The organism is Pseudonocardia oceani, assembly GCF_019263585.2.
Classification (GTDB): Bacteria; Actinomycetota; Actinomycetes; order Mycobacteriales; family Pseudonocardiaceae; genus Pseudonocardia; species Pseudonocardia oceani.
Window position 1 is genome coordinate 3631732 of record NZ_JADQDF010000001.1, and the last position, 24213, is coordinate 3655944.

22 protein-coding genes are annotated in these 24213 nt (G+C 75.4%); 11 read left to right on the plus strand and 11 right to left on the minus strand.

Going from position 1 to position 24213, the window contains the following annotated elements; genetic code table 11:
- Window positions 1-139: 139 nt before the first annotated feature.
- The 4 genes from I4I82_RS18300 to I4I82_RS34635 all read left to right on the plus strand — a co-directional run bounded on the left by I4I82_RS18300 (window position 140) and on the right by I4I82_RS34635 (window position 5916).
- Window positions 140-709 carry an MFS transporter gene (locus I4I82_RS18300; RefSeq protein WP_218595891.1) on the plus strand — a complete coding sequence of 190 codons (570 nt, stop codon included), beginning with the start codon at window positions 140-142 and terminating at the stop codon, window positions 707-709.
- Complete coding sequence (locus tag I4I82_RS18305; protein WP_218592001.1) at window positions 706-1287, plus strand: GNAT family N-acetyltransferase; 582 nt, start codon at window positions 706-708, stop codon at window positions 1285-1287. Before I4I82_RS18300 ends, I4I82_RS18305 begins: the two co-directional genes overlap by 4 nt.
- Before the next feature lie 28 nt (window positions 1288-1315).
- Complete coding sequence (locus I4I82_RS18310) at window positions 1316-4042, plus strand: ATP-binding protein (RefSeq protein WP_218592002.1); 2727 nt, start codon at window positions 1316-1318, stop codon at window positions 4040-4042.
- Between the two features lie 230 nt (window positions 4043-4272).
- Entirely contained in the window at window positions 4273-5916 is a 1644-nt protein-coding gene (locus I4I82_RS34635; protein WP_218592003.1) for a patatin-like phospholipase family protein, read from the plus strand.
- A gap of 108 nt (window positions 5917-6024) precedes the next feature.
- On the opposite strand, the gene I4I82_RS18325 is transcribed toward I4I82_RS34635, so the two are convergent.
- The 3 genes from I4I82_RS18325 to I4I82_RS18335 all read right to left on the minus strand — a co-directional run bounded on the left by I4I82_RS18325 (window position 6025) and on the right by I4I82_RS18335 (window position 9413).
- A complete protein-coding gene (locus I4I82_RS18325) occupies window positions 6025-7125 on the minus strand; it encodes a class I SAM-dependent methyltransferase (RefSeq protein ID WP_218592004.1) in 1101 nt (366 codons plus the stop codon).
- Window positions 7126-7414: 289 nt separating this feature from the next.
- Complete coding sequence (locus I4I82_RS18330) at window positions 7415-7879, minus strand: fasciclin domain-containing protein (protein ID WP_218592005.1); 465 nt, start codon at window positions 7877-7879, stop codon at window positions 7415-7417.
- Window positions 7880-8174: 295 nt separating this feature from the next.
- Window positions 8175-9413 carry a phospholipase D-like domain-containing protein gene (locus tag I4I82_RS18335; RefSeq protein WP_218592006.1) on the minus strand — a complete coding sequence of 413 codons (1239 nt, stop codon included), beginning with the start codon at window positions 9411-9413 and terminating at the stop codon, window positions 8175-8177.
- Between the two features lie 425 nt (window positions 9414-9838).
- On the opposite strand from I4I82_RS18335, the gene I4I82_RS18340 reads away from it, so the two are divergent.
- The gene (locus I4I82_RS18340) at window positions 9839-11149 is read left to right on the plus strand and encodes a phosphatase PAP2 family protein (protein ID WP_218592007.1); all 1311 of its coding nucleotides are present in this window, start codon (window positions 9839-9841) and stop codon (window positions 11147-11149) included.
- Window positions 11146-11913 (plus strand): alpha/beta fold hydrolase, encoded by a 768-nt coding sequence (locus tag I4I82_RS18345; RefSeq protein ID WP_218592008.1) that lies wholly within the window; start codon window positions 11146-11148, stop codon window positions 11911-11913. The genes I4I82_RS18340 and I4I82_RS18345 overlap by 4 nt, the downstream gene beginning before the upstream one ends.
- A gap of 13 nt (window positions 11914-11926) precedes the next feature.
- Here the strand turns inward: I4I82_RS18345 and I4I82_RS18350 are convergent, their stop codons facing one another.
- The 3 genes from I4I82_RS18350 to I4I82_RS18360 form a co-directional block, all read right to left on the minus strand.
- Complete coding sequence (locus I4I82_RS18350) at window positions 11927-12988, minus strand: sodium:calcium antiporter (RefSeq protein ID WP_218592009.1); 1062 nt, start codon at window positions 12986-12988, stop codon at window positions 11927-11929.
- A 177-nt stretch (window positions 12989-13165) separates the two neighbouring features.
- Complete coding sequence (locus I4I82_RS18355) at window positions 13166-14188, minus strand: S1C family serine protease (protein WP_218595892.1); 1023 nt, start codon at window positions 14186-14188, stop codon at window positions 13166-13168.
- Window positions 14178-14774, minus strand: a complete 597-nt coding sequence (locus I4I82_RS18360) for a copper chaperone PCu(A)C domain-containing protein (protein WP_218595893.1) — start codon at window positions 14772-14774, stop codon at window positions 14178-14180. Before I4I82_RS18360 ends, I4I82_RS18355 begins: the two co-directional genes overlap by 11 nt.
- 125 nt (window positions 14775-14899) lie before the next feature.
- Between I4I82_RS18360 and I4I82_RS18365 the strand changes: the two genes are divergently transcribed.
- The 3 genes from I4I82_RS18365 to I4I82_RS18375 all read left to right on the plus strand — a co-directional run bounded on the left by I4I82_RS18365 (window position 14900) and on the right by I4I82_RS18375 (window position 16811).
- Window positions 14900-15304, plus strand: coding sequence for a hypothetical protein (locus tag I4I82_RS18365; RefSeq protein ID WP_218594365.1), 405 nt, complete (start codon window positions 14900-14902; stop codon window positions 15302-15304).
- A 70-nt stretch (window positions 15305-15374) separates the two neighbouring features.
- On the plus strand, window positions 15375-15932 hold the full coding sequence (locus I4I82_RS18370) for a hypothetical protein (protein ID WP_218594364.1): 558 nt from the start codon (window positions 15375-15377) through the stop codon (window positions 15930-15932).
- Window positions 15933-15965: 33 nt separating this feature from the next.
- On the plus strand, window positions 15966-16811 hold the full coding sequence (locus I4I82_RS18375; protein ID WP_218594363.1) for an EamA family transporter: 846 nt from the start codon (window positions 15966-15968) through the stop codon (window positions 16809-16811).
- Window positions 16812-16815: 4 nt separating this feature from the next.
- Here the strand turns inward: I4I82_RS18375 and I4I82_RS18380 are convergent, their stop codons facing one another.
- Window positions 16816-18387, minus strand: coding sequence for a dolichyl-phosphate-mannose--protein mannosyltransferase (locus I4I82_RS18380; protein WP_443690174.1), 1572 nt, complete (start codon window positions 18385-18387; stop codon window positions 16816-16818).
- Window positions 18388-18455: 68 nt separating this feature from the next.
- On the opposite strand from I4I82_RS18380, the gene rsmI reads away from it, so the two are divergent.
- Complete coding sequence (gene rsmI / locus I4I82_RS18385; RefSeq protein WP_218595894.1) at window positions 18456-19319, plus strand: 16S rRNA (cytidine(1402)-2'-O)-methyltransferase; 864 nt, start codon at window positions 18456-18458, stop codon at window positions 19317-19319.
- A 515-nt stretch (window positions 19320-19834) separates the two neighbouring features.
- Here rsmI and I4I82_RS18390 read toward each other — a convergent pair.
- Together I4I82_RS18390 and I4I82_RS18395 are read right to left on the minus strand one after the other, a co-directional pair.
- Window positions 19835-21028, minus strand: a complete 1194-nt coding sequence (locus I4I82_RS18390) for a cation:proton antiporter (RefSeq protein WP_218595895.1) — start codon at window positions 21026-21028, stop codon at window positions 19835-19837.
- Window positions 21029-21032: 4 nt separating this feature from the next.
- The gene (locus tag I4I82_RS18395; protein ID WP_218594578.1) at window positions 21033-21509 is read right to left on the minus strand and encodes a cation:proton antiporter regulatory subunit; all 477 of its coding nucleotides are present in this window, start codon (window positions 21507-21509) and stop codon (window positions 21033-21035) included.
- 139 nt (window positions 21510-21648) lie between these two features.
- Between I4I82_RS18395 and zwf the strand changes: the two genes are divergently transcribed.
- Entirely contained in the window at window positions 21649-23010 is a 1362-nt protein-coding gene (gene zwf / locus I4I82_RS18400) for a glucose-6-phosphate dehydrogenase (RefSeq protein ID WP_218594579.1), read from the plus strand.
- Between the two features lie 37 nt (window positions 23011-23047).
- On the opposite strand, the gene I4I82_RS18405 is transcribed toward zwf, so the two are convergent.
- On the minus strand, window positions 23048-23224 hold the full coding sequence (locus I4I82_RS18405) for a CGNR zinc finger domain-containing protein (protein WP_218595896.1): 177 nt from the start codon (window positions 23222-23224) through the stop codon (window positions 23048-23050).
- A 383-nt stretch (window positions 23225-23607) separates the two neighbouring features.
- Window positions 23608-24099: a hypothetical protein gene (locus I4I82_RS18410; protein ID WP_218595897.1), complete on the minus strand. Its 492-nt coding sequence runs from the start codon at window positions 24097-24099 to the stop codon at window positions 23608-23610.
- Window positions 24100-24213: the final 114 nt, after the last annotated feature.

Below are 24213 nucleotides of genomic sequence, written 5' to 3' on the forward strand. Positions count from 1 at the left end.
CCGCCCTGGCCGTCGTCGAGTCGCAGCCGCTCATGTGGCTCGCGGCCGGGCTCGGGGTGGGTGGCGGCGCGAGCTGCGTGCTCGTGCCGGTGCTCACCGCGATCGGGGCGGGCACCGGGCGGCACCGCACCCCGTCCCGGTGCCCGGGTTCGGCCGCCTGTACCTGGGCAGCGTCGCGCTGTCGGTGGCCGTGTTCGTCCCGCTGGCGCACCTGCCCGGCTACGCGCAGGCGCACGGCCTGGGTCTGCCCTTCGCGGCGGCGATGCTCTCCACGTCGAGCCTGGCCGGCATCGTCGGACGCCTGCTCTCCGGACCGGTCGCGGACCGGGTCGGAGCAGAGTCCGGGATGCGGGCCTGCGCGCTCGGTCTCGCGGCGGCGTCGGGATGGTGGATCGCGGCCGGGCCGTCGCCGACGGCGGTCGTCGTGTTCGCGGTGCTGTTCGGCCTCGCCAACGGCGGCTACGTGGGGCTGTTCCCGGAGCTGCTGATCAGCCGCTTCGGCGCCGCCGGACTCGGTGCCCGGCTCGGCCTGCTGCACACCGCCTCCGCCGTCGCCGCGCTCGTCGGACCGCTGTCCGCGGGCGCCCTCACGGCGTGGACCGGTGATCCCACCGCCGCGATCGTCCTCACGACCGGCGCCGCACTGACCGGATGGACGGTCCTGCGGACCGAACCCAGCTCGGTCGCCCCACCAGGAGGAATCCGATGACCACCGACGACCGGGACGTCACCGCCCCGCAACGGCTCGCGGTGGCGGCGGACGCGCCGCGGATCAACGCGTTGATGCGCGCGTCCGTGCTCGCCCTGTTCCCGCGGTACTACAGCGCCGAGCAGACGGCGAGCGCCACGGTGCACGTCGCCCGGCTCGATCCCGAGCTGGTCGACGACGGCACCTACCTCGTGCACGAGGTGGCCGGCGAGATCGTCGCCTGCGGCGGCTGGAGCCGCCGGGCGAAGGTCTACGCCGGGCCCGGGCCGAGCACCGACGACAGCCGACTGCTCGACCCGGCCCGGGAACCCGCACGGGTGCGCGCGATGTTCGTCCGCCACGACTGGACGCGACGCGGCCTGGGCCGCGCGATCCTGGCCGCGAGCGAGCAGGCCGCGCGCCGCGCGGGCTTCCGCGACCTCACCCTCGTCGCCACCCTGCCCGGCGTGCCGCTCTACACGGCCTACGGCTTCCGGGAGGTCCGTCCGGTCCGCTTCTCGATGCCCGGCGGCGAGGAGCTGGCGTGCGTCGAGATGGGCAAGCCCGTTTCGGGCGTCGAACCGATCGGGATGGTGTGAAGGGACCCGCACACGCGACACTGGCCCGGTGCTGGTGGGTCGGGACAGTGAGATCGCCGCTCTCGGCGAGTTCCTGGCGCACCACCGCCTGGTGACGGTCACCGGGGTGGGGGGCGTCGGGAAGACCGCGCTGGCCCGGGCCGTCGCCGCGGGCGCGCCGCCGTCGGTGACGTGCGAGCTCGCCGAGGTCGGCCGGCCCGACGAGGTGGCCGACGCCGTCGCCGCGACGTTGGGCTTCCCGTCGCTGGCCGCCGCGTTGCTGGGTACCGGGCGCGACCGGCGGCTGCTGGTGCTCGACAACTGCGAGCACGTCCGCGACGCCGCAGCCGACACGGTCGAGCGGCTGCTCGACGGGTGTGCCGAGCTCACCGTCCTCGCCACCAGCCGCGAACCGCTCGACCTGCCCGACGAACGGGTCGTGCCACTGTCCCCGCTGGCGCTTCCGTCCGGCGACGACGTGGCCGGTTCACCCGCTGTCGACCTGCTCCTCACCCGCGCCCGCGACGGGGGGCACGAGCTCGTCCTGGACGGCGACGGCGCGGCCGCGGTCGCCGCCCTGTGCAGGCGGCTGGACGGCCTGCCGCTGGCACTGGAACTCGCGGCCGCCCGTACCCGCAGCCTCACGCCTGCGGAGATCCTGGCCCATCTGGACAGCAGACACGCCGTGCTCGGCCGCAGCCGGGGTCCGCGCCGGCACCGGAGCCTCGATGCGGCGATCGGCTGGTCGTACGACCGGTTGCCCGAACCCACGGCCCGGTTCTTCGACCGGCTCGGGGTGTTCGCGGGGCGGTTCACCGCCGACGAGGCCCGCGCGGTCGCGGGCGACGCGGGCACCTCCGCGCTGACCGTCGCCGACCGGCTGGACCACCTCGTCGGCCAGTCGCTGATCACGGTGCGGCAGCAGGACGGGCGGAGCTGGTACGGGCTGCTGGAGACGCTGCGATCGTTCGCCCGCACGCGTCTGGTGCAACGGGGCGAGTTCGACGAGGTGCACGACCGGTGGGTCGACCGTCTCGTCGAGCAGATGGCCGGAAGCCCGTGGGGGACCGCGCCCCCGGCCGGATCCGCGACCCGGTCCGCGCAGACGGGCCTGCTGGACGCCCTGCGCTGGTGCGCCGCGCACGACCGGACACCGGAGCGCGCTGGCCGTCTCGTCCGCCACACCGTGGTGGTGGTGCACCACGGCGCCCGGCCCGAACCCGTCATCGCTGTGGGCGAGGATCTGCTCCGCCGCTGGCCCGACCCGGGGGCGCAGTCCTGGCCGGAGTTCGCCGCGATCACCGCGTTCGCGCACATGGTCGTCCGGTCGACCCAGCACGCGGCGGAGCTGGCCCGCGCGGTGATCGCCGCCGGCCCCAGCCCGTTCGCCGCGGTGCTCGCCCTTCGCACGCTCTACTTCCACGACCTGCTCGCCGGCCGACCAGCGGCGTCGCTGCGCTGGGCCGAACGAGCCATCGCGCTCGCCGACGACGGCGACGAGCCGGGGTGGGCCAGCGAGATGCGCACGTTCCGCGCGAGCGCACTGGCGGCGCTCAACCGGCTCGACGAGGCCGGTATGCAGGCCGAGGAGGCACACGCCCGTGCCGTGACCGCCGGTAGTGGCTTCCCGGAGGCCCTCGCGTCGCTGACCGGTACCAACCTTCTGGCGATCGACGACCCCGACCGCGGCCGGACGACACTGACGCGGCTGGCGCGTCGGGCACGGGCGGCCGAGTACCCCCTGGTGGAAGGTCCGTGTCACTGGACGCTGGCCGGGCTCGCGCTGCGCCGCGGCGACACGGCGGACGCGGCGCGCAACCTGGCGGTCGCGCTGGAGGTGTTCGCCCGCATCGGGCACGCGGTGCCGCTGCAGGTCACGCTGCGCTTGATCGCGGAGCTCGTCGACGTCGTCGGGCACACCGACAGCGCAGCGGCGCTGCGCGAGGCTGCGGGCACCGCGCGCACCTTGACCCTCTACGAGTGGGCGTGGCGTGATCGGCTGCCCGACCTCACCGCGACGCCGGTCCGGTCCGCGACGATGCCCGATCGGCGGATCATGGCGTCGGCCCGCCGGGAGCTGGCGGCGATCACCGATCCGGTGCCTGCGCGGTTCCGGCTCGACGGGGCGGTCTGGTCCCTGTCGTTCGCCGGCCGGACGGCCCGGCTTCCCGATGCCAAGGGACTGCACGACCTCGCGACCCTGCTCAGCCGGCCGGGACGGGAAGTGCGCTGCACCGAGCTGCTCGGCGCCGCGGTCGAGCAGCCCGACACCGGTGAGGTGATCGACGCGCAAGCCCGACGCAGCTACGAGGCCCGTGTCCGCGAGCTGCAGGAGGACCTGACCGAGGCCGAGGGCCACGGCGACCGCGGCCGGGCCGAGGCGGCCCGGACCGAGCTGGACCTGCTCGTCGACCAGCTCACCGCCGCCGCGGGCCTGGGCGGGCGCCCGCGCCGGTCCGGTGGGTCGACCGAGCGCGCCCGCAGTGCTGTCACCCAGCGGATCCGGGCGGCACTGCGTCGGATCGATGACGTGCACCCGGCGCTGGGCCGGCATCTCCGGCCGGCCGTCCGCACCGGCACATGGTGCTGCTACGGCCCGGAGCACGACGTCGGCTGGGAGGTGTCACGATCCCGGCGGTCGAGCTCCACCGCCGGGGACGGTGAGCGCGACAACCGGCCGGGAACACCTCCGGGTGACGATCGAGGCGCCCCCGAGGATCCACGGGGTGCCGGCCGGGACGATCCGGCCGGCAGGGGTGCGGACCGGTCGGGCTGAGCGGCCGCCGAGCCGGCCGGACTCGACGAGGCCGTCGCCGCACTGCGCGGTGGGTGAGGTGCCATCGGCGTGACAGCGGCGTGGCAGGGGTCGGGGCGACGCTGGGTGCCTCCGATCGACGGGGTTCGACACCGACCGAAGGAACCTCCCATGCGCACCGCACTCCCCGTCCGCCGGGCCCGGGCGGCGACCCCGACCGGCTCGGCGGGGGACCGGGCCGGGGAGGACGGATGAACACCGCGACGATGTCCGACGGTGTCCGGCTGCTCACCGGGGTCCCGCTGTTCGCCGGGCTGCCGCCCGCGGTGGTCGCCGAGCTCGCGGCCGTGGCCCGTCCGCGAACCGTCCGGGCGGGCGAGTGGCTGTTCCGGCGCGGCGAGCGCGGCGATGCCCTGTACGTGGTGCGCACCGGCCGGGTCGAGATCGTGCTCGACGGCCTGGTCGTGCGGGCCCACGGGCGCGGGGAGTCGTTCGGCGAGGTGGCCATGCTGACCGGCGGGCGCCGGTCGGCCGACGTCCGGGCCCGGCGGGACAGCGAGCTGCTCGCACTGAGCACGGCCGACGTCGACCGGCTGATCGCCACCGAGCCCGCGTTCTCCGCCGCGCTCGTCCGCGAGCTCGCCCGCCGGATCCCCGGGGCGGAGCCCCCCGGTGTCGGGGCGCGTCGCACAGGGTCGGTGCTGGCACTGGTGGCCGGCACCCCCGGCCTGGAGCGGGTGATCGCGTGGTTGGCCCGCGAGCTGCCCGGCGCGCTCGGTGCACCGGTGCTCCGCCTCCATCCCGATCCCGATCCGGCCCGCTGGCCCGGGCGCCTCGACGCCGCCGAGGCGGGCGGCGGCACGGTGCTGATCGTCGCCGACCGGCCCGGCACCCCGTGGGCGCGCTACGGCCTGCGGCAGGCCGACCTCCCGCTCGTCGTGGCCGACCCGCGGCGGCCACCGCCCGGGCACCCCGAGGTGGGGGTGGGGCTCGTGGCGCTCGGGACCGCGGGGCTCGCGCGCTGGCTCGACGCCTTGGCGCCGGTGGCGCACCATCTGGTCGAGCCCGGGTGCCGCGAGGACCTCGTTCGGTTGGGGCGACGGGTCGGCGTCCGGTCGGTCGGCGTGGTGCTGTCCGGCGGTGGGGCGCGCGGGTTGGCCCACATCGGGGTGCTCGACGAGCTGGTCCGGGCCGGGGTGCGCATCGACCGCGTCGGCGGCACCAGCATGGGGGCGGTCGTCGGCGGCATGTTCGCGTGCGGGACGAGCCCGGCCGAGCTGCTCGACCTGGCCCGCGCCGAGCTGGTGCCGCACCGGCTGTTCGGGGACGTGGTATGGCCCCGCCACGCCCTCATCCGCGGGCGCCGGGCCGAGCTGTCCCTGGCCCGGTTGTTCGATGGGGCCCTGATCGAGGACCAGCGCCGCCGGTTCTTCGCGGTCAGCGTCGACCTGGTGGCGGCCGAGCGGGTCGTGCACCGTCGCGGGCCGATCGCCGACGCTGTGGGGCTGTCGGTCCGCATCCCCGGCATCGTGCCCCCGCGGCGGGTGGGGGAACGGTTGCACGTCGACGGCGGGGTCCTCGACAACCTGCCGGTCGGGGAGATGGCCGCGGAGCGGGAGGGACCGGTGCTGGCCGTCGACGTCGCCCAGCCGTTCGGGGTACATCCCGCCGACCCGGATGCCCTGCCCCCGATCGTCGACACCATCGCCCGCTCCATGATGATCGCGGGCGGCCGTCGGGACGATCCCGTCAGGTCGCTCGCGCACACCGTGCTCACCCCCCACCTCGACGGGTTCGGGCTGTTCGACTTCGGCCGGCTCGACGAGCTGGTCGACCGGGGCCGGGAGGCCGCCCGCGCGGCGCTGCCGCAGCTGCGCGACCTGCTGCACCGGTGACCGGGTGCCCCAGGAACGTGACGACGGTCGGTGACACCCACGCGGGCCGCCAGGACGACGCGCCGTAGGGCACCGTGCATTGCGTCACCGGACGGCGGCCGCCCCACCTCATGAGCCGGGCCCACCTCGGTTCACCAGGCGGTAGAAGCGGAAGAAGTCGTCGTCGATGTCGAGCACCTCGATGCCGTCGAACCCGGCCCGGACGGCGTAGTCACGCAGGGTGGCGGGTCGCATCACGGTGCCGGTGCCCGCGGAGGGCTGGTGCGCCATGCCGTCGGCGAGGCAGCACATCAGGCTGTAGCCGTACATCAGGCGCTCGATGTCGTCGCCGGGCGCGGTGAACGTCTCCGCCACCCGCTCGTCCATCACGACGACGGTTCCGTCGTCGCCGGCCAGCGTTCGCATCGAGGCGAGCACGGCGACCGGGTCCGGCAGGTCGTGGATGCACTCGAAGGCGAACACCACGTCGTAGCGGTCGTCGATGGTGGCCGCGTCGGCGACGTGGAAGCGCACCCGGTCCCCGACGCCGGACTCCGCGGCGTTGCGCCGGGCGGCCTCGACCGAGGGCGCGTCGAGGTCGTAGCCGTCGACCGTCGTGTCGGGGTAGGCCAGAGCGATCCCGATCGAGGACCAGCCCAGTCCGCAGCCGATGTCGGCGACCCGGCCACCGGCACGCAGCGCGGCGTCGACGTCGGGGATGGCGGGCAGGTGGGCGGTGCCCAGCGTGCCCAGGAACATCGGCCGGTTGGCCGCCGCCTGGGCCTCGCGCGCGTCGACGCCGTGGTCGGCCCAGCTCACCCCGCCGCCGGAGCGGTAGGCCTCGACGAGCGCATCCATCTGCTTGCCCGCGCCGACGACGAACCGGCCCAGCGGGACCACGTGGTTCGGGCTCAGCACCGCGGTCAGCGGCTCGACGTGTCCGTCGGGCAGCGTGAACCGCCGCCGCGTCGCGTCCGGCTCGCCGTCCGCGGTGAGGATGCCGGTGACGGCCTGCTGCTCGAGCCATTCACGGGTGTAGCGCGGCGCGGTCGCGGTGCGGGTGGCCAGCTCGGCCGCGGTGAGGGCGCCGGCGCCGGCCAGCGCGCGGTAGTAGCCCAACCGGTCGCCGAGGTAGACCGACTGCAGGTCGAGGGTGGCGAGTACGGCGCCGAACAGCCGCTCGACGAGCGCGTCCGTCGTGGTGGTCGTGGTGGTCGTGGTGGTGGTCATGGGCGAGCCTCTCGGGTGCGGGCCGACGTGGTGGGTCGGGTTCGGTGCAGGCGCGGGCCGCGCCTGCGGGGACCGGTGTCCCACGCGGCGCGCGGCCGGCAGCGGGATCTCGTGCGAGAACCCGGCAGGGTCCGCGTGGTCGGCGGTGCCGATCCGGTCACGTCATCCACGCTAGGAGTCGGCGCTGTCTGCGCACTGTCGTCCCGGTGTCGCTGTCGTCCCGGTGTCGCTGTCGTCCCGGTATGGCGGTCATCCGGCGTCGAACGGCGCCGAGCGGGTCGCCTGCGGGCTACCGCCGGGCGTCGGGCAGCAGCACGTGGTCGACGACGAACACGGTCGCGTTCGTGGTCTCGATGTTGCCGCACAGGACCCCCGCGTTCTCCTCCTCGTCGACCACCAGGCGCGCGGGGGTCCCGGTGACCACGAGCGGCTGGTCATCGAGCGTCTCCAGGCCCGCGGGTCCGGCCGCGAGGGCATCGGCGTCGAGCCGCGGGACGACGACGTGGCGGGCCAGCACGCCGAACAACTCCTCGCGCGGGTCGGCGAGCCACCGCTGCACCGTGCCGGGCGGGAGCGCGTCGAACGCGGCGTCGGCCGGGGCGAACACCGTGTACCGCGCGACGGGGTCGTCGAGCGCGGCGTCCAGACCGGTCGCGTCGAGCGCGCGGGCGGTCGTCGCGAGGAGGGGATCGTCACCGGTGGCGGCGGCGTCGATCAGGTCCGCGGCGGTACCGGGGAAGCCGGTACCGTCCACGGGCAGGCGGCACCGTAGGTGCCGGGGCCGACCCCGACCACCGGCGGTGGCCCGCCGCCCGCGGCTCCGCACCCGGTCAGCGCGACGGCCGCGCCGCAGGCGAGGGCCGTCAGCCGGCGGGACGCGGCGCGACGGCGGCCCGGTGGCCGGACCCCGGGACTCCGGGGATCTCGGGCGTGTCGACGATCGGCAGAGGTCGCTCCCATGTCGGCGGAGTACCCCGGTGACATGGTCGTACGGCTGCGCGTCGTGACCATCTCGTTCATGCCGGCCGCAGCGGGCCGGACGCCCGGCGTCACCGGCCCCGCGCCGCCGCCGCACGCCGTGCGGCCCGTGCGGACCCGGGCCGGGTGAGGCCGGCACCGCCCGCGCCGCGGAACGGGGCCCCGGCCAGATCGGCCAGTGCCGCGCGCAGGCGGCGCAGCCCGGCCCGGTCGCGCCATTCGCCGGGGTCCAACCGGTCGCTGCGCTCCAGGTCGGCGCCGAACCGGCCGTCGAGCTCACCTGCGATGTCCGGATCGTCGACGACGAGCCCCACCTGCTCGTTCAGCGTCAGTGACCGCTGGTCCAGGTTGGTCGTCCCGACCATCGCCCACCGGCCGTCGACCGTGAGCACCTTGGCGTGCATCATCGTCGGCCGGTGGGTCCAGACCTCGACGCCGGCGTCGAGCAGCCGCCCGAGATGGGGCTCGCTCTGCCACTGGACGACGGGCCGGTCCGAGTGGTCGCCGGTGACCAGCACCTGCACCTGAACCCCCCGGGCCGTGGTGGCCGCGAGCATCCGGTGGAACCGGCCGTCGAGCCGGACGTAGGGCGAGGTGACGCGCACCCGCCGGCGGGCGACCTGCAGCAGGGCCCGGACGGCCAGTGCCGCCTCGTTCCACCCCGCCTGGGACGACGCGCGCAGGACCGCGGCCGCCGTGCTCCCCGGCCGCCCGACCGCGGGGAACCGGTCGGCCGGAGTGACGAGGGGGTACGGCGTCTGCTGCCACGCCAGGGCGAACGCCGTGCGCAGCCCGGTCACCGCCGGGCCGCGCACCAGGACCGCGGTGTCGCGGTAGTGGTCGGGGTCCTGGGCGCGGCCGGTCCATCCGTGGGCGATCCCCGTGCCGCCGGTGAGGCCGACCTCCTCGTCGCACACCAGCACGCGCCGGTGGACCCGGCGGTTGATCGTCGTGACCCGCCAGGTGAGCAGCGGCTTGTAGAAGGCCACCTCGCACCCCGCGGCCCGCAGCGCCCGGACCCGCGAGCGCTCGGCGGGCAGGGCGCCGAAGGAGTCGAGCAGCACCCGCACCCGCACCCCACGACGACCGGCCGCGGCCAGTGCGTCGACCACCTCGTCGGTGACCGGTGCGGGCTCCCAGACGAACCACAGCAGGTCGACCGAGCGGACGGCGTCCCGCACCGCGCCGAGGAGGGCCGCGAACACGGCGTCCCCGTCGTGCAGCACCTGCACCGCGTTGCCCTCCTCGAACGGTGTGCCGATCAGCGTCTCCAGAGTGCGGCGGGTCGTTCCGGGCCCGGGTTGCTCCACGTCGACTCCTGTCCTCGCCTTCGGTCGGCGGGCTTCCCCCACCGGCTACCCGCCATCGCGTCACGTCACCGGCCGATTGCGGCTGGGCCGGAACCCTCCCGTGGTGGGGTCGACCAGCGTCGCGTGAGCTGGAGGGGAGGGGTCTCCACCGACCTCCGGGAGCGGCGCTCCGCGTACGTCCGGGACTCCGCGGACCGGTCGTGGCGGACGAACTCCGCGTCGACGGTCGTAGGTCGGGCTGCCCGTCCGGCTCCGCGTGGCGATCGTCGACGCGACGAAGCCGACGATGTGGAGCGTCCACCTGACATCTGCCTGACGAGGCCGTCCCTGACGGATAGGCCCCGGCCCGGTGGGCACCCGGGGGTCGGCGCGGACGGGACCGCGCCCGCACGCGCGGACCGCGCAGGAGGAGCCGGGTGCCGACGTTGGCCGATGCAGACACCCGGGAGGTCGAGGGCACGCCCCACCGCGGGGCCGCCGTGTACAGCGGGGCGGGGTTGCTCGTACTGCTCGTCGCGGGGGTGGCCGTGGGCACCCTGCTCGCCGGCACGGCCGCGGCGGAGCAGCGCGTGGCAGGGGGCCTGCAGCAGGCGGTGTCGGGCGTTCCCGGGTTGCTCGGCGTCGCCCGGGAGGCGACCGGGCTGGGCAGCCCCGTGGCGGCCGCGGTGGTGCTCGGCCTGCTGGGTGCTGCACTGCTGCTGCACGGGCGGCGCCGCCTGGCCGGCTACGTCGCCCTGACCGGGATCGGGGCGGTCGTGCTCGGCGCCGGAACCGCAGCGGTGGCCGCCGCACTCGGGACCCGCGCGCCCGGGGAGCACACGCTGTCCGCGGCGGTGGCCTACGGGCTGTTGCTGGTCGTCCTCACTCCGGCCGTGCCGCCGCGGTGGCGGCGCAGCGCCGCCGCGGTCGCGGTCGCGCTCGTCGTCCTCGTCGGGCTCACCCGTCTCGCCCTGGCTGACCCGCCGGCCCCGGTCCTGCTCGGGGGCGCGCTCGGCGCGGGGTGGCTGGCCGTCACCACCGCCGCCTTCGGCCACCGGGGTCGCCTGGCGGCCGCCGGGCCGTACCGGCCCGTCGAGGCGGGTCGGGTGCGGCCGGCCCGGCCGGCGTGGCCGCGGGCGGGTGCGCTCGCCGCGCTCTGGCTGCTCCTGCTGGGCGCGCTCCTCGGCGCGGGCACGCTGGTGACGGTGGCGGCGGTCCAGCGGTTCGACGCGGCCGTCACCGGGTGGTTCGTGGCGATCCGGACCCCGCTGCTGACCTCGGTCGCCGGGGTGTTCGGCGCACTGGGGGACACCCCGACGGTCGTGGCCGGCGCGCTCACGATCGCCGTCCTGATGACCGTCGCCACGCGCAGCGCCCGGCCGGTGTTCCTGGTCGTGCTGGTGCTCGGCGGCGAGCTGGCGCTGTTCCTGGTCACCGCGGCCGTCGTCGGACGGCCGCGCCCGGACGTCGGGCACCTGGGCCTGCTGGTGCCGCCCACCTCGAGCTTTCCGTCCGGTCACGTGTCCGCGACCGTCTGTCTGTACGGGCTCGCGGCCCTGCTGGCGGCCCGCAGGATCGCGACGGGACGGCGATGGCCGCTCGTCCTGGTGCCGGTGGTGGCCGTGGCCTGCGTGGGGAGCGCCCGGCTCTACTTCGGCATGCACCATCCCACGGACGTCCTCGCGAGCCTGCTGTTCGCGGTGCCGTGGCTGCTGGCGTGCCTGCGCCTCGGTCCCGTCCCCAGGGACGACGGGTGACCGGGCGGCCCCGGCTCGCAGCCGGCACCGTCGAGGTCGGAGCGCTGCGCCTGCACGTCCGGACCGGTCGGCCGGGCGGGGCGTGCGCGACCCCGGCGCTGCTGGTGCCCGGGCTGGGCTCCTCGTCGCGCTACCTGGAGCCGCTGGGCGCCGAGCTGGCCTCGGACCGCCTCGTCGTGGCGCCCGACCTGCCCGGCACCGGGCGGAGCCCCCGCGCCGCCGGACCGCTGTCGCTCGACGAGCTCGCCGGAACCCTCCGGCGGCTCATGGAGCGGATGACCGGCCCGGCGACGGTGGTGGCGAACTCGTTCGGTTGCATCGTCGCGATCGAGCTCGCGCTGCGGGCTCCCGACCTCGTCGAGCGGCTCGTCCTCACGAGCCCGGTCCTCGCGCCGCGGGCCCGGAGCCCGGTGCCGCTCGTGCTCCGCTTCGCCCGTGCGATGCGGCACGAGCCGCCGCGCTACCTGGCCATGGTGCTCGTCGACGTGCTCCGGGCCTCCGTTCCCAAGGGGTGGGCCGACCTGCGCGTCCTGCTGGAGGTCCCGGTGCTGGAGCGGGCGGCCGACCTGACGGTGCCGACGCTGGTCGTGCGGGGCACCCGGGACCACCTCGTGCCCCCTCCCTTCGCGCGCAGGGTGGCCGCGCGCATCCCCCGCGGTGAGTTCGCCGAGCTGGACTCCTCGCACGCGCTGCCGTTCGCGGCGCCGCGTGCCCTGGCCGACCTGGTGCGCTCGGCCGGGGCCACGCCCGGGACGCCGCGCTGACGACCGGCGGAGGTCACGTCCCGATCGCGAGCAGGATGGTCCCGACGTAGATCGCCGGGATCGAGACGCCCTCGAAGCCGATCCAGCGGCGTTCCCGCATCACCAGACCGGCGGCGAGGGTGGCGCTCATCAGCAGGGTCCCCCCGAGGAGGATGAGGCCGGTCGGACCGGCATCGCTGTAGAGCGACCCCCGGAGGTAGGCGACGTCCGCCAGCGCGACCATCAGCATGTCGAACACGTTGCCGCCGATGATGTTGCCGACGCCCAGGGTGAGGTGCCCGAGCCGGACGGCCGTCACGAGCACCACCAGTTCGGGCAGCGAGCTGACCGCCGTGGTCAGGGTGAACCCGATGATGCCGCCCTCCAACCCGGTGCCGGCCACCACCGACAGCCCCGCCCGGCCGACGACCCACCCGGCCGCCCCGACGAGCAGCCCGAGCGCGGCGAGCGCCGCCCACAGGCGCGCGGTGGACGTCTCGTCGCCGGAGCCGGGACCGCCCGGATCCTCGGCGTTGCTGTTCTCGACGGCGTCGCCCGCGTCCGCGTCCGCGGTCTGCTCCGTCCGGGTCGGTTGCCACATCGGCGCCCGCTGCATCTGGCGGAGCAGGACCAGGCCGTAGCCGTACAGCGCCGGGATGAGCAGCGTCAGGGGGTGGACCCAGCCCAGGGTCAGGGTCGGTGTGGCGTAGGCGAGCACCGGCACGGCCAGCATCGCGCTGAGGACGATGGACTGCAGCACGTTCTGCAGGGACGCGGCGGCGTGTTCCAGGTTCGCCCGCCGGTAGACGAGGTCGGCGATGGCCAGCCAGACCGTCTGCAGCGCGATGCCGCCGAGCGGGTTGGCCAGGGCGAAACCCGCGTCCCCGCCCAGCGCCCCGGTCACGACCGTGACGTTGCCCGGTAGCGAGGTGACTGCGCCCAGCAGCAGTGCGCCGCCGACCGCGTCCCCGAGCCCGGTGCGGTCGGACAGAGTCTCGGCGATGCGGGTCAGCCGCACCCCGGCCAGCACGATCACCACGGCCATGGCGGCCAGGGCCAGGACGCTGGGCAGCAGCGGCCACGGTGCGACGCTCACGACGGCCCGGTCGTACGGACCGCCGGAGACGACCCGGGCGTCGCGGGGGGGCGGCGGCGAGGACCGCGGGACGAGACGTCGGACAGGCCCGGACGGGTCATGGCGCTGGTGTTACCCCTGGCCGGACACGTGAAACGGTCGCGGTGGTGGACCCGGCGGCACCCGGGCGCGGACAGGTCAGGACATCGGCTCCGTGCCGACCGTCAGTTGCAGGTCCACCTGCGTTCCCTCACGCACCACGGAGACGCCGACCTCGCGGCCGGGCTCGGTGTCGCGGAGGGTGCCGAGCACGTCCTCGATCGAGGTGATCGCCGTCCCGGCGAGCTCGACGATCACGTCACCGGGCTCGACGCCCGCCGTGGCGGCCGGGCCGCCCTGGGCGACGGCTGTCACGAGTGCTCCCCCCTCCGCGGCCACACCGAGACCCTCGCGCAGCTCCGGGGTGAGCGGGGCGAGGCGGACGCCCAGGTAGGGGTGGACGGCGACACCGTCGGCGAGCAGCTGTTCGGCGATGTCGACAGCGGTCGAGGCCGGGATGGCGAACCCGATCGAGACCGCGCCCACGGAGGGGGGGATGTAGGCCTCGTTGATGCCGATGACGCGCCCGGTCGCGTCGAGCAGTGCGCCGCCGGAGTTGCCGGGGGAGATCGCGGCGTCGACCTGGATGAGGTCGACGAGGGCGCGGGACTGCGCAGCGGATCCGGGGATCTGCCTGTCCAGCCCGGACACGATGCCGGACGTGACCGAGCCCTCGAAGCCCAGCGGGCTGCCGATCGCCAGCACCTCCTCGCCGGGCCGGGGCAGCGCCGTGCGGTACTCGGGGACAGGGAGGCCGGTGCGCTCCGTGCGCACGACGGCGAGGTCGGTGATCCGGTCGGTCGCGAGCACCGTGCCGGGGGAGGAGGTGCCGTCGGCATAGTCGATCACGACGTCGGTGGCGTCGCCGACGACGTGCTGGTTCGTCAACACGACGTCCTCGCGGTAGACGACCCCGCTCCCCGCACCCTGCTCGGTGCGGACGGTGACCACGCTCGGGGCCAGGCGGGCCACGACGTCGGCCGTGCTGACGCCCGCCGGACCCGTCGGGGTGGGGGCGGTCGGGGCGGGGGCGGGCGGGGCGGGGTCGGCCGGGGTGGGGGTCGTGCAGCCGGTCAGGACGGCGGCGAGCGCCACGACGGCCAGTGCGCGCCTACTCGTCATCGGGCACCACCCCGGGTCCGGGGCCGGTCCCGAGGACCGCCGGGTCGTCCTCGGGCTCGTAGGCACGGGGCGGCAGGACGGCGGGGTTCTCCACACCCACCTGCAGCGCCAGCTCGCCCGCCTCCGCGAACGTGAGGACCACCGGGTAGGTGAGACCGGCCCGGATCGGTGCGGTGAGCCCCTCGAGCACGATGTCCACCTCGCGGGCGCCCTCCCGGCTGATCGACGAGACCGGCCCGTCGTAACCGGCCACGAGCTGCTGCCCGTCGGACAGCGTGGCGTCGCCGACGACCAGCCCGGACGTCGCGATGGGGCTGGACACCGCGACGAGCCGGTCCGCCCCGCCCAGGCCGGCGTCGTCCTCGTTGATGATCGTGACCTGGAGCGGCACGTCCGCGCCCACCGCGTAGACCTCGTCGCCGACCACCGGATCGGACCAGACGAACTGCATATCCCTGACCTGGACCTGTCCGACCTCCCCGACCGTTCCCGGAGAGGACGTCACCTGCTCCGCCGTGCCCGCCACCTGGCCGGCGCCGCAACCCGCGGCCCCGGCCACCAGGACGGCGCCGAGCGTGAGCGTCACGGCCCAGGGCGGCCTGCGCTGTGTTCCCATACGTCCCGATTACCCGTGCCTGTCCCGATTACCCGCGTCGGTGCGTGGTAGTCACAGGCATGGGAGCGATGTCGGGCCGCGGCCGGGGTGCCCTCGTGGCCGCTGCCTGCGCCGCAGTCCTCACCGGGTGCGGGGACGACGCCGGGACGGCCGGACCCGAACAGGGCGTGACCGTCGGCGAGGTGCAGGAGGCGCAGAACTTCTACGAGGGGGAGTACCTCGGGCAGCGCGTCACCGTGAGCGCCGAGGTGACCGACGTCCTCGACCCGCGCCACCTCGAGCTCGCGGGTCGGGACTACGGGGAGGACAGCCTGCTGGTGCGCACGACCGGACCTGTCGACGCCATCCAGGGGCAGGTGGTCCGCGTGGTCGGCACCGTCGGCCAGTACCACCTGTTCCGGGAGAACGAGGGGCCGCCTCCGGTCCAGTACGACATGTACGAGGAGTACGAGACCGAGGCCTACCTCTACGACGCGACCGTCGAAGTGCTCGGCAGCTGACGCCGCCCGGCGGCGGGTGGTGTGGCGGCCGGCACGCCGGTCGATGCCGTGGCCTGTCTAGGCTCCCGGGATGACGACCCTGCGCCGTGCACTGGTCCTCGCGGCGCTGGGGGTACTGGCGGCGCTGCTCGCCGGGCTCGCGGTGCTCGACCCCTTCCACCTGCGCCACGTGCGGTGGTTCGTCGCGGGCACGGTGCTGCTGACGATCCTGCTGGTCACGATCGCGCTGACGGTGGCCGTGAAGCTCTGGTTCGCCCGGCTGATCGTGCTGGTGCTCGGCGGGATCGCCGCCGTCGGCTGGGGCATCACCGCCTGGCTCGCGATCGACCTCGACGAGCCCGGCGCGGTGGTGTCGGAGGTGGCGTCGGGCGACCAGCGGCTCGTCGTGCTGGAGGGGGCGGCGTTCACGATCGACCCGGTGCACCGCGTCGTCCTGCGGGCCGGCGACGGGCCGTTCGAGCAGGAGTCGCCGGTGTGGGAGGGCGTGCCGGAGGGCGGCGCGCCGGACGCGGTGGCGTTCCGCGGGACCGACGAGGTCGAGGTGCGCGTCGGGTCGTGCGCGTTCGTCTCGCGCGTGGAGGCCGGGACGCTGCTGGTCGACCCGGTGCACCGCGGCGCCACCTGCTGATCGGCCGCGCTGGCCGGTGCGACACTCGGCGTCGTGCCCGCCGCCGTCGCCCTGCCCGCCGCCCTCGCCTACGGGGTCGCCGACTTCGCCGGTGGTCTCGCCGCCCGGCGCGCCGCCGTCCTCGCCGTCACGGCGGGCGCGCAGTTCCTGGGGCTGCTCGCGCTGGTCCCGGCGGTACTCCTGGTGCCCGGCGAGCCGTCGGCCGCGGCGCTGGGGACGGGGGCGCTCGCGGGGATCGCCGGGGCGTCCGGGCTGCTGCTGTACTTCCGCGGGCTCGCCGTCGGGCCGATGGGGGTGGTCGCGCCGCTGTCGGCCGTGGTCGGGGCCGGGCTGCCGCTGCTCGTCGGGCTGGCGGGCGGCGAGCGCCTCGGCGCGGCCGCCGTCACCGGGCTCGTCGTCGCGCTGGCGGCGATCGTGCTGGCAACCGGGGGCACGCGCGACGCCGTCGCCGTCCGCGGGATCCTGCTCGGGCTCGCGTCCGGGGCCGGGTTCGGGCTGTTCTTCGTGGGTCTCGACGCCACGCCCGAGGGCTCCGGGCTGTGGCCGCTGCTGGCCGGGCGCGTGGTGTCGGTGACGCTGCTCGTGCTGCTCATCGCCGGGCTGTGCGTCCGGCTGGGGCGCGAGCGGGCGCTGGGGCGCGGGACGCGCGGGGTGGTGGTGCTCGTCGCCGTCAGCGGGGTGTTCGACTCGCTGGCCAACGTGCTGTTCCTGCTGGCCACGCGGCTGGGCGACCTGGGCGTCAGCGCCGTGCTCGTCTCGCTCTACCCCGTGGTCGTGGTCCTGCTCGCGCGCGTGGTGCTGCACGAGCGGCTCACAGCCGCCCAGATGGCCGGCGCGGGGCTCGCCCTGACCGCCAGCGCGCTGCTCGCACGGGGGTGAGCGGTCAGCCCTTGGCCCGCCACGACGGCAGCCAGAGCTGGGCGTCCCACATCTCCTGGGTGATCGGCAGGCCGTTCATGATCGGCCACATCCAGGCGAAGTTGGCGACGACGAGCCCCACCCACAGCCCGACGAGCAGCACCCCGGTCTGGCGGCGCTCGCGCGGCGCGGTCGACCGCCCGAGCATCTCGCCCATCACGAGCACCGTGCCCAGCACCAGGAACGGCACGACGGGTGTCATGTAGAAGAAGTACATCTGCCGGTCGATGTTGAACAGCCACGGCACGATGCCGGCGCCGTACCCGACGAGGACGGCGGCGTAGCGCCAGTCGTGGCGGGTGATGACGCGCCAGAGCGCCCAGCCGAGCACGCCGAACGCGGGCCACCAGAGCGCGGGGGTGCCGATGAGCATGACGGCGCTGATGCAGTCGTCGGTGCCGCAGCCGGTGACCTGGTCGCCCGAGGCGAAGTAGTAGAGCATCGGGCGCAGCCCCATCGGCCACGACCAGGGCTTCGACTCCCACGGGTGCTCGCCGCTGACGGCCGTGGTCAGGCCGGCGTGGAAGTCGAGGACCTGCCCGCTGTAGTAGGCCAGCGCGCGCAGGGCGGGCGGCAGGAACGCGGGGCCGGAGGAGGCGTAGCGGTCGATCGCGGTCTCGTTGCCGAACCAGGCCCACCAGCCGGCGAGGTAGGCGAGCACCGGCACGAGCGCGAGCGCCCACAGCGCGGGCCCGAGGTCGCGGACGATCGTGCCCTTCCACGGCCGCTCGACGCCCGCGGTCCGGCGCGCGGTGAGGTCCCAGAGCACGGCGAGCACGGCGAACGCGGCCAGCCAGTACAGCCCCGACCACTTGACCGCGCACCCCAGCCCGAGCAGCACGCCGGTGGCCAGGCGCCACCAGCGCCAGCCCAGCCGCGGGCCGTTGGGGCTGTCGCCGATCCGCCCCTGGGCGACGACGAGCGCCATCCGCTCGCGGACGTCGTCGCGGTCGCGGAGCAGGGTGGCGAACGCGGCGAGGACGAACAGCGCCGCGAAGGCGTCGAGCATGCCCATGCGGGACTGGACGTGCGAGAGCCCGTCGCAGATCAGCAGGACGCCAGCGATCGCGCCGAGCAGCGTCGAGCGCGTCAGCCGCCGCGCGACCCGCACGATCAGCAGCACGGCGAGCGTGCCGGAGAACGCGGCCGCGGCGCGCCAGCCGAAGCCGTCGTAGCCGAAGAGGAACTCGCCCAGTGCGATGAGCTGCTTGCCCAGCGGCGGGTGCACGATGAGCTCGAAGCCCGGGTTGTCCTCGACGCCGCCGTTGCGCAGCATCTGCCAGGCCTGCGGGACGTAGTGCTTCTCGTCGAAGACCGGCGTGCCGCCGTCGGTGATCCGGCCCAGGTCGGTGAAGCGGACGACGAGCGCCACCAGTGCGAGGGTGATCGCGACGATCCAGCCGCGGACGCGGTCGGTGGGCGGCGGGGGGCCCAGGCTGGCGGGCGACACCGGCGGCGCGGGGGCCAGCGGCGGCTCCTGACCGAGCGGGTGGCTGCCCGGCGTCGGCTCGCGGTCGTCGACCGGCACCGTCGCCACGCGGCGCCGCACGGCCACGGAACGGTCGGTCACCCGTGCGATCGTAGGCCGCTCGTAGGGTGGGCGGCATGGCGACCGACGCGGCGGACCCCTCCGGACCCGGCGGGGTGCTGCTCGTGGCGGCCACGCCGCTCGGCGACGCGCGCGACGCGTCGGCGCGCCTGGTCGACGCGATCGCCTCCGCCGACGTGGTGGCGGCGGAGGACACGCGCCGCTTCCGGTCGCTGGCGGCGGCGCTCGGCGTCGCCGTGGCGGGGAAGGTGATCAGCCACTACGACGCCGTCGAGGCCGCCCGCCTGCCCGGCCTGCTCGACGACGTGCGCGGCGGCCGCACCGTCCTGCTGGTGTCCGACGCCGGGATGCCCGCGGTGTCCGACCCGGGCTACCGGCTCGTCGCCGCCGCCGCGGCCGAGGGGCTGCCGGTGACGTGCCTGCCCGGGCCCTCGGCCGTGACGACCGCGCTGGTGCTGTCCGGCCTGCCCGTCGAGCGGTTCTGCTTCGAGGGGTTCGCGCCGCGCCGCGGGGGCGAGCGGACGCGCTGGCTGCAGACCCTCGCCGCCGAGCCCCGGGCCGCGGTGTTCTTCGAGTCGCCGCACCGCCTGGCCGACACCCTCGCCGCCGCCGTCGCCGTCCTGGGCCCCGACCGCCGCGCCGCGGTGTGCCGGGAGCTGACGAAGAAGCACGAGGAGGTGCTGCGCGGCCCGCTCTCCGAGCTCGCGGCGTGGGCGGAGGAGGGGCCGGTGCGCGGGGAGGTCACCGTCGTCCTGGCCGGCGCCGCCCCCACCGCCGCCCCGACGGTCGAGTCCCTGGTCGGGGCGGTGCAGGAGCGGGTGAACGAGGGGGAGCGGCTGAAGACGGTCGTCGCGGAGGTGGCGGAGGCGGCGGGGGTGCCGAAGCGGGAGCTGTACGCGGCCACGCTCGCCGCCCGCTGACCCGGCCCCGGCCCCGGCCCCAGCCCCAGGCCCCAGCCCAGCCCACCACCCACCCCCCTCCGACGAGTGTGCCGTCGACCCCGGCGAGTGTGCCGCCGGTGCCCCGGGGTGTTGGCCGATTCCGCGCGCCGCGGCTGTACGCGTTCGGCAACCTCGGCGTGCGGGAACGGCGAACTCGCGGGGTGGGGCGTGAAGATCGCTGCGGTCTGCACACCGTGGTCCTCGTCGCGACCAGGGTGTGCGGTGGACGGAGATCATGGTGCTGGTGATCGCCGTCCGTCGTACCTCACGGTCGTCGCGCCGACGGTGAGGTGCGGGCGGCGACGATCACGACCCGCTGCCGCCGGCGGGCTCCTCCGCCCCGCCCGCACCACCCCGGCCGCGTTGCGACTGCTGTGCAGGATCGGCCAAGTCGGCGGACGGGAGCGGCAAACTCGCCGGGCGTGTAGCGCCTACCCCGACTCGGTCGCCAGTAGAGCCCGACTCGCGGGTGGGGGTGGGGGTGGGGGTGGGGGTCAGGCGCCGGCCGTGGGGACGGCGGCGGTGCGGCCCGGCACCACCACCCGCCTCGCCAGGGGCTCCACCACCCGTGCCGCCACCGGGCCGATCACGGCCATGAGCAGGACGTAGGTGGTGGCCAGGGCGGCGAGTCGGCCGTCGACCGCCGCGTAGCTCACGGCCAGCCCCGCGATGACGATCGAGAACTCCCCGCGCGCCACCAGCGCGGCCCCGGCCCGGGCCCGGCCGAGCGGGCCGATGCCCTGCCTCCGCGCGGCCCACCAGCCCGTCGCCAGCTTGGTGGCGGTGGTCGACACGGCCAGCACGACGGCCCAGCCGAGCATCGGCGGGATCGAGGCCGGGTCGGTGTTGAGGCCGAAGACGACGAAGAAGACCGCGGCGAACAGGTCGCGCAGCGGTTCGAGCAGCCGCGTGGCGTTCTCCGCGGTCGAGCCGCTGATCGCGATGCCCAGCAGGAACGCCCCGACCGCGGCCGAGACCTGCATCGCCTGCGCGAACCCGGCGACGAGCAGCGCCAGCCCGAGGACCTTGAGGAGGAAGACCTCGCGGTCGGGGGAGTCGACGAGCGCGGAGACGTAGCGGCCGTACTTCAGCGCCACCAGCAGCACGACGGCGAGCACCGCCACCGACACCCCGACGGCGGTGATCCCGCCGATCAGCGACACCCCGATCAGCACCGCGGTGAGAATCGGCAGGTAGACGGCCATCACGAGGTCCTCGAACACGAGGATCGAGAGCACGACCGGCGTCTCCCGGTTGCCGAGGCGCCCGAGGTCGGACAGCACCTTCGCGACGATCCCGGACGAGGAGATGTAGGTGACGCCGCCCAGTACGAGTGCGCCGACCGGCCCCCACCCCAGCACCAGTGCGACGGCGACGCCGGGCGCGGCGTTGAGCACGATGTCGAGCAGCCCCGCGGTCCACGAGCGCTTGAGCCCGGTGACGAGCTCGGCCGCGGAGTACTCCAGCCCGAGCAGCAGGAGCAGCAGTACGACGCCGACCTCGCCGGCCAGCGCGGTGAAGTCCTCGATGCCGCCGAGCGGGATGATGCCGCCGGTGCCGAACGCGAGTCCGCCGATCAGGTACAGCGGGATCGGGGAGAGCCCGATCCGCCCGGCGAGGCGGCCCAGGAGCCCGAGCCCGAAGAAGACGGCCCCCAGCTCGAGCAGTTCCAGCGCGGTGCCCTCCACGCCGTCAGCCCTTCTTCAGGATCGCGACGGCGTTGTCGAGCCCTTCGGTCGTGCCGACGGTGACCATGAGGTCGCCCGCGGTCAGGGTGAAGTCCGGAGTGGGCGACGGGTGGACCTGGCCCGCGCGCATCACCGCGACGACGGACACCCCGGTGCGCGTGCGCAGGGCGGTGTCGCCCAGTGTGCGCCCGTCGAACGGCGGCCCGACCGGGATCTGCCGGGTGTGCAGCCCGGGCAGCTCCTGCTGCTCGCCGGTGAGCTGTGCGACGAGCTGCGGCGCGCCGAGCAGGTTGGCCAGCGCGCCGGCCTCGTCGGTGGTGAGCGGCAGCTCGGCGAGGCAGGCGTCCGGGTCGTCGCTCTTGGAGATGATGAGCTCGATCTTGCCGTCGCGGTGCGTGACGACGCCGACGCGCCGCCCGCCGCGCAGCGCGAAGTCCTTGCGCACCCCGATCCCCGGAAGCGGGGTCACCTCGACGTTCATGTGTCCAAGGCTAGCCGTTGCCTCGTCCGAACCCGTCGTGGCGAGTGCCCGGGCGACCCGGGCCGCGGAGAGCAACCACGTCATCGTGGCGGAGCCCACCTGGCGGGTTCGGGCGCGCGGCCCGCGGGTACGGATCACCATGTCGTCCCCCCACGTCCTGGTCCTGTTCGGAGCCTCGGGCGACCTCGCGAAGCGCAAGCTGTTCCCCGGCCTGTTCAGCCTGCACACCGCCGGCCTGCTGCCCGGGGTGCGGATCATCGGCACGGGCCGGCACTCGCCGGGCACCGACGAGGAGTTCCGCGCCTCCGTCGAGCCGGGGGGCGCCGGCGAGGGGTGGGCGGAGTTCGCGTCCGGCATCCGGTTCGTCGTGTCGTCGGCCGACGACGGCGACGACCTCGCGGCGGCCGTGGCCGACGCGGAGCAGGAGCTCGGCGACGGGGTGCGCCGGCTGCTCTACCTCTCGGTGCCGCCCTCGGCGATGGAGCCGATGATCGCGATGCTCGACTCCACGGGCCTCGCCGAGCGTGCGCACCTCGTGCTCGAGAAGCCGTTCGGCAGCGACCTCGACTCCGCCCGCTCGCTCAACCGGGCGGTGCTGGGGACCTTCGCCGAGGAGGACGTCTTCCGCATCGACCACTTCCTGGGCAAGGAGGCGGTGCAGAACATCCTCGCGCTGCGCTTCGGGAACGGGCTGATGGAGCCGGTGTGGAACGCCGAGCACATCGCCTACGTGCAGATCGACGTGCCCGAGGAAATCGGGATCGAGGGCCGGGCGTCGTTCATGGAGTCGACGGGGACCTTCCGCGACATGATCTCCACCCACCTGTTCCAGCTGCTGGGCTTCGTCGCGCTGGAGCCGCCGGTGGTGCTCGACGCCGACTCGCTGCACGAGGAGAAGGCCAAGGTCTTCCGCGCGGTCCGCCCGCTCGACCCCGACCGCGTCGTGTTCGGGCAGTACGAGGGCTACCGCGAGGAGGACGGCGTCGACGACGCGTCGGACGTCGAGACCTTCGTCGCGATCGGGGCCTTCGTCGACAACTGGCGCTGGAAGGGCGTGCCGTTCCTGCTGCGTACCGGCAAGTGCCTGGGCGCCACCCGCCGGACGATCACGCTCGGCTTCCGGGAGCCGCCGCTCGCGATGTTCCCCGGCGAGGCCGACGGCGCCCCGAACGAGCTCGTGCTGGAGCTGACCGACGAGCCGCGGATCACCCTCGACATCCGCGCGAAGAAGCCCGGCCCCGAGCTCTCGCTGGAGCACCACAGCCTGCATCTGTCCTTCGGCGGCGAGAACTCGCTGGAGGCCTACGAGAAGCTGCTGCTCGACGCGATCGCGGGCGACCACACGCTGTTCACCAGCACCCGCGAGGTGGAGCGGCTGTGGGAGCTGTGCGATCCGGTGCTCGCCGACCCGCCGCCCGCGCACCCCTACGCACAGGGGTCGTGGGGCCCGCAGGAGGCGCTGGACCTCGCGGGCGAGCGCGGCTGGCGCCTGCCGGAGTGACCGGCCCCCCGGTCGCCGGGCCGGGGCGCCGGACCGATCAGCCCGACCGGCGGGCGCGATGGGTCGCGGCGGACACGCGGTTGCCGCAGGCGGTGCGGCAGAAGCGGCGCGAGCGGCTGCGGGAGAGGTCGACGACCACGCCGCCGCAGGTGTCGTCGGCGCAGATCGACAGGCGTCCCACCTCGTCGGCACGGACGACGTCGGTCATCGCCATGGCCGTCTCCACGGCGATCGGGTCGTCCAGCGGGGCGTCGGGGTCGGTGGGGTGGAGGTGGTAGTCCCAGCCGTCGTGGCGCAGCAGCCGCGGCCGCGCCGGTGGCGTTCGACGGGTTCGTCGTCGCGTGCTGGGCGCCGGTGCTCGCGCTCGGGCTGGTCACCGCGGCGCTCGCCTACGTCGGCGGGATCGCCGCCATCCGCGTGCTGGGCTCGCGGCCGGCGTCGTTCGTGGCGCTGGGGGAGGTGCTCGCCGCTGGGCTTCGCGTGGGTGCTGCTCGCGCAGAGCCCGTCGGGTGTCCAGCTCGTGGGTGGGGCGCTCATCCCGGCCGGGGTCGTGGTGGTCGGGGCGGGCGAGTCCCGGGTGGTGGTTCCCGCGGTGCCTCAGGTCGCCGGACGGGCCCGCGGGGCCGGTGCGCGGGTGGCGGCTGCGCGCGACGCGATGCGGGCCGAGCACCAGGCGAGCGACTCGGTCTCGTCGAAGTAGAGGTGGCGCCGGTCGCGGTGCACCGCGGCGGGGTGGCGGGTGGTGGCGCGGCGGGCGTAGAGGTCGGCGAGAACCGACTCCGAGAGCCCGGACAGGCGGGCGAGCTCCGCGCGCGAGACGAGCGAGCGGCCGTTGCGCACGACCCGGTCGGGCGGCGGGCCGGGGTGGAGCTGGGTGCGGACCCAGGACAGCAGCAGGGCCTCGTCGAAGTACAGGCGGCGCCCGACGGCGGCGACCGGCGGCGGGTGGCCGTTGCGGTCGCGGTCGCGGTACCAGGCGTCGCCGGTGGAGTGCGGGACCCCGGTGCGCCGGAGCAGGTCGGCCCGCGTCGTCACCATCCGACCGAGGTGGATGCGGCGCTCGGGGGACGGCCGCGGGGGTGACGACACCGCCCGAGCGTAGGACCGGAACGGGCGCGTCCCCGGGCCGTCCGGAGAACGGCACCGGGATGTCATACGGGGCGCCGCAGCGTCACCGGACGGAAACACGACCGGCACGTCGTC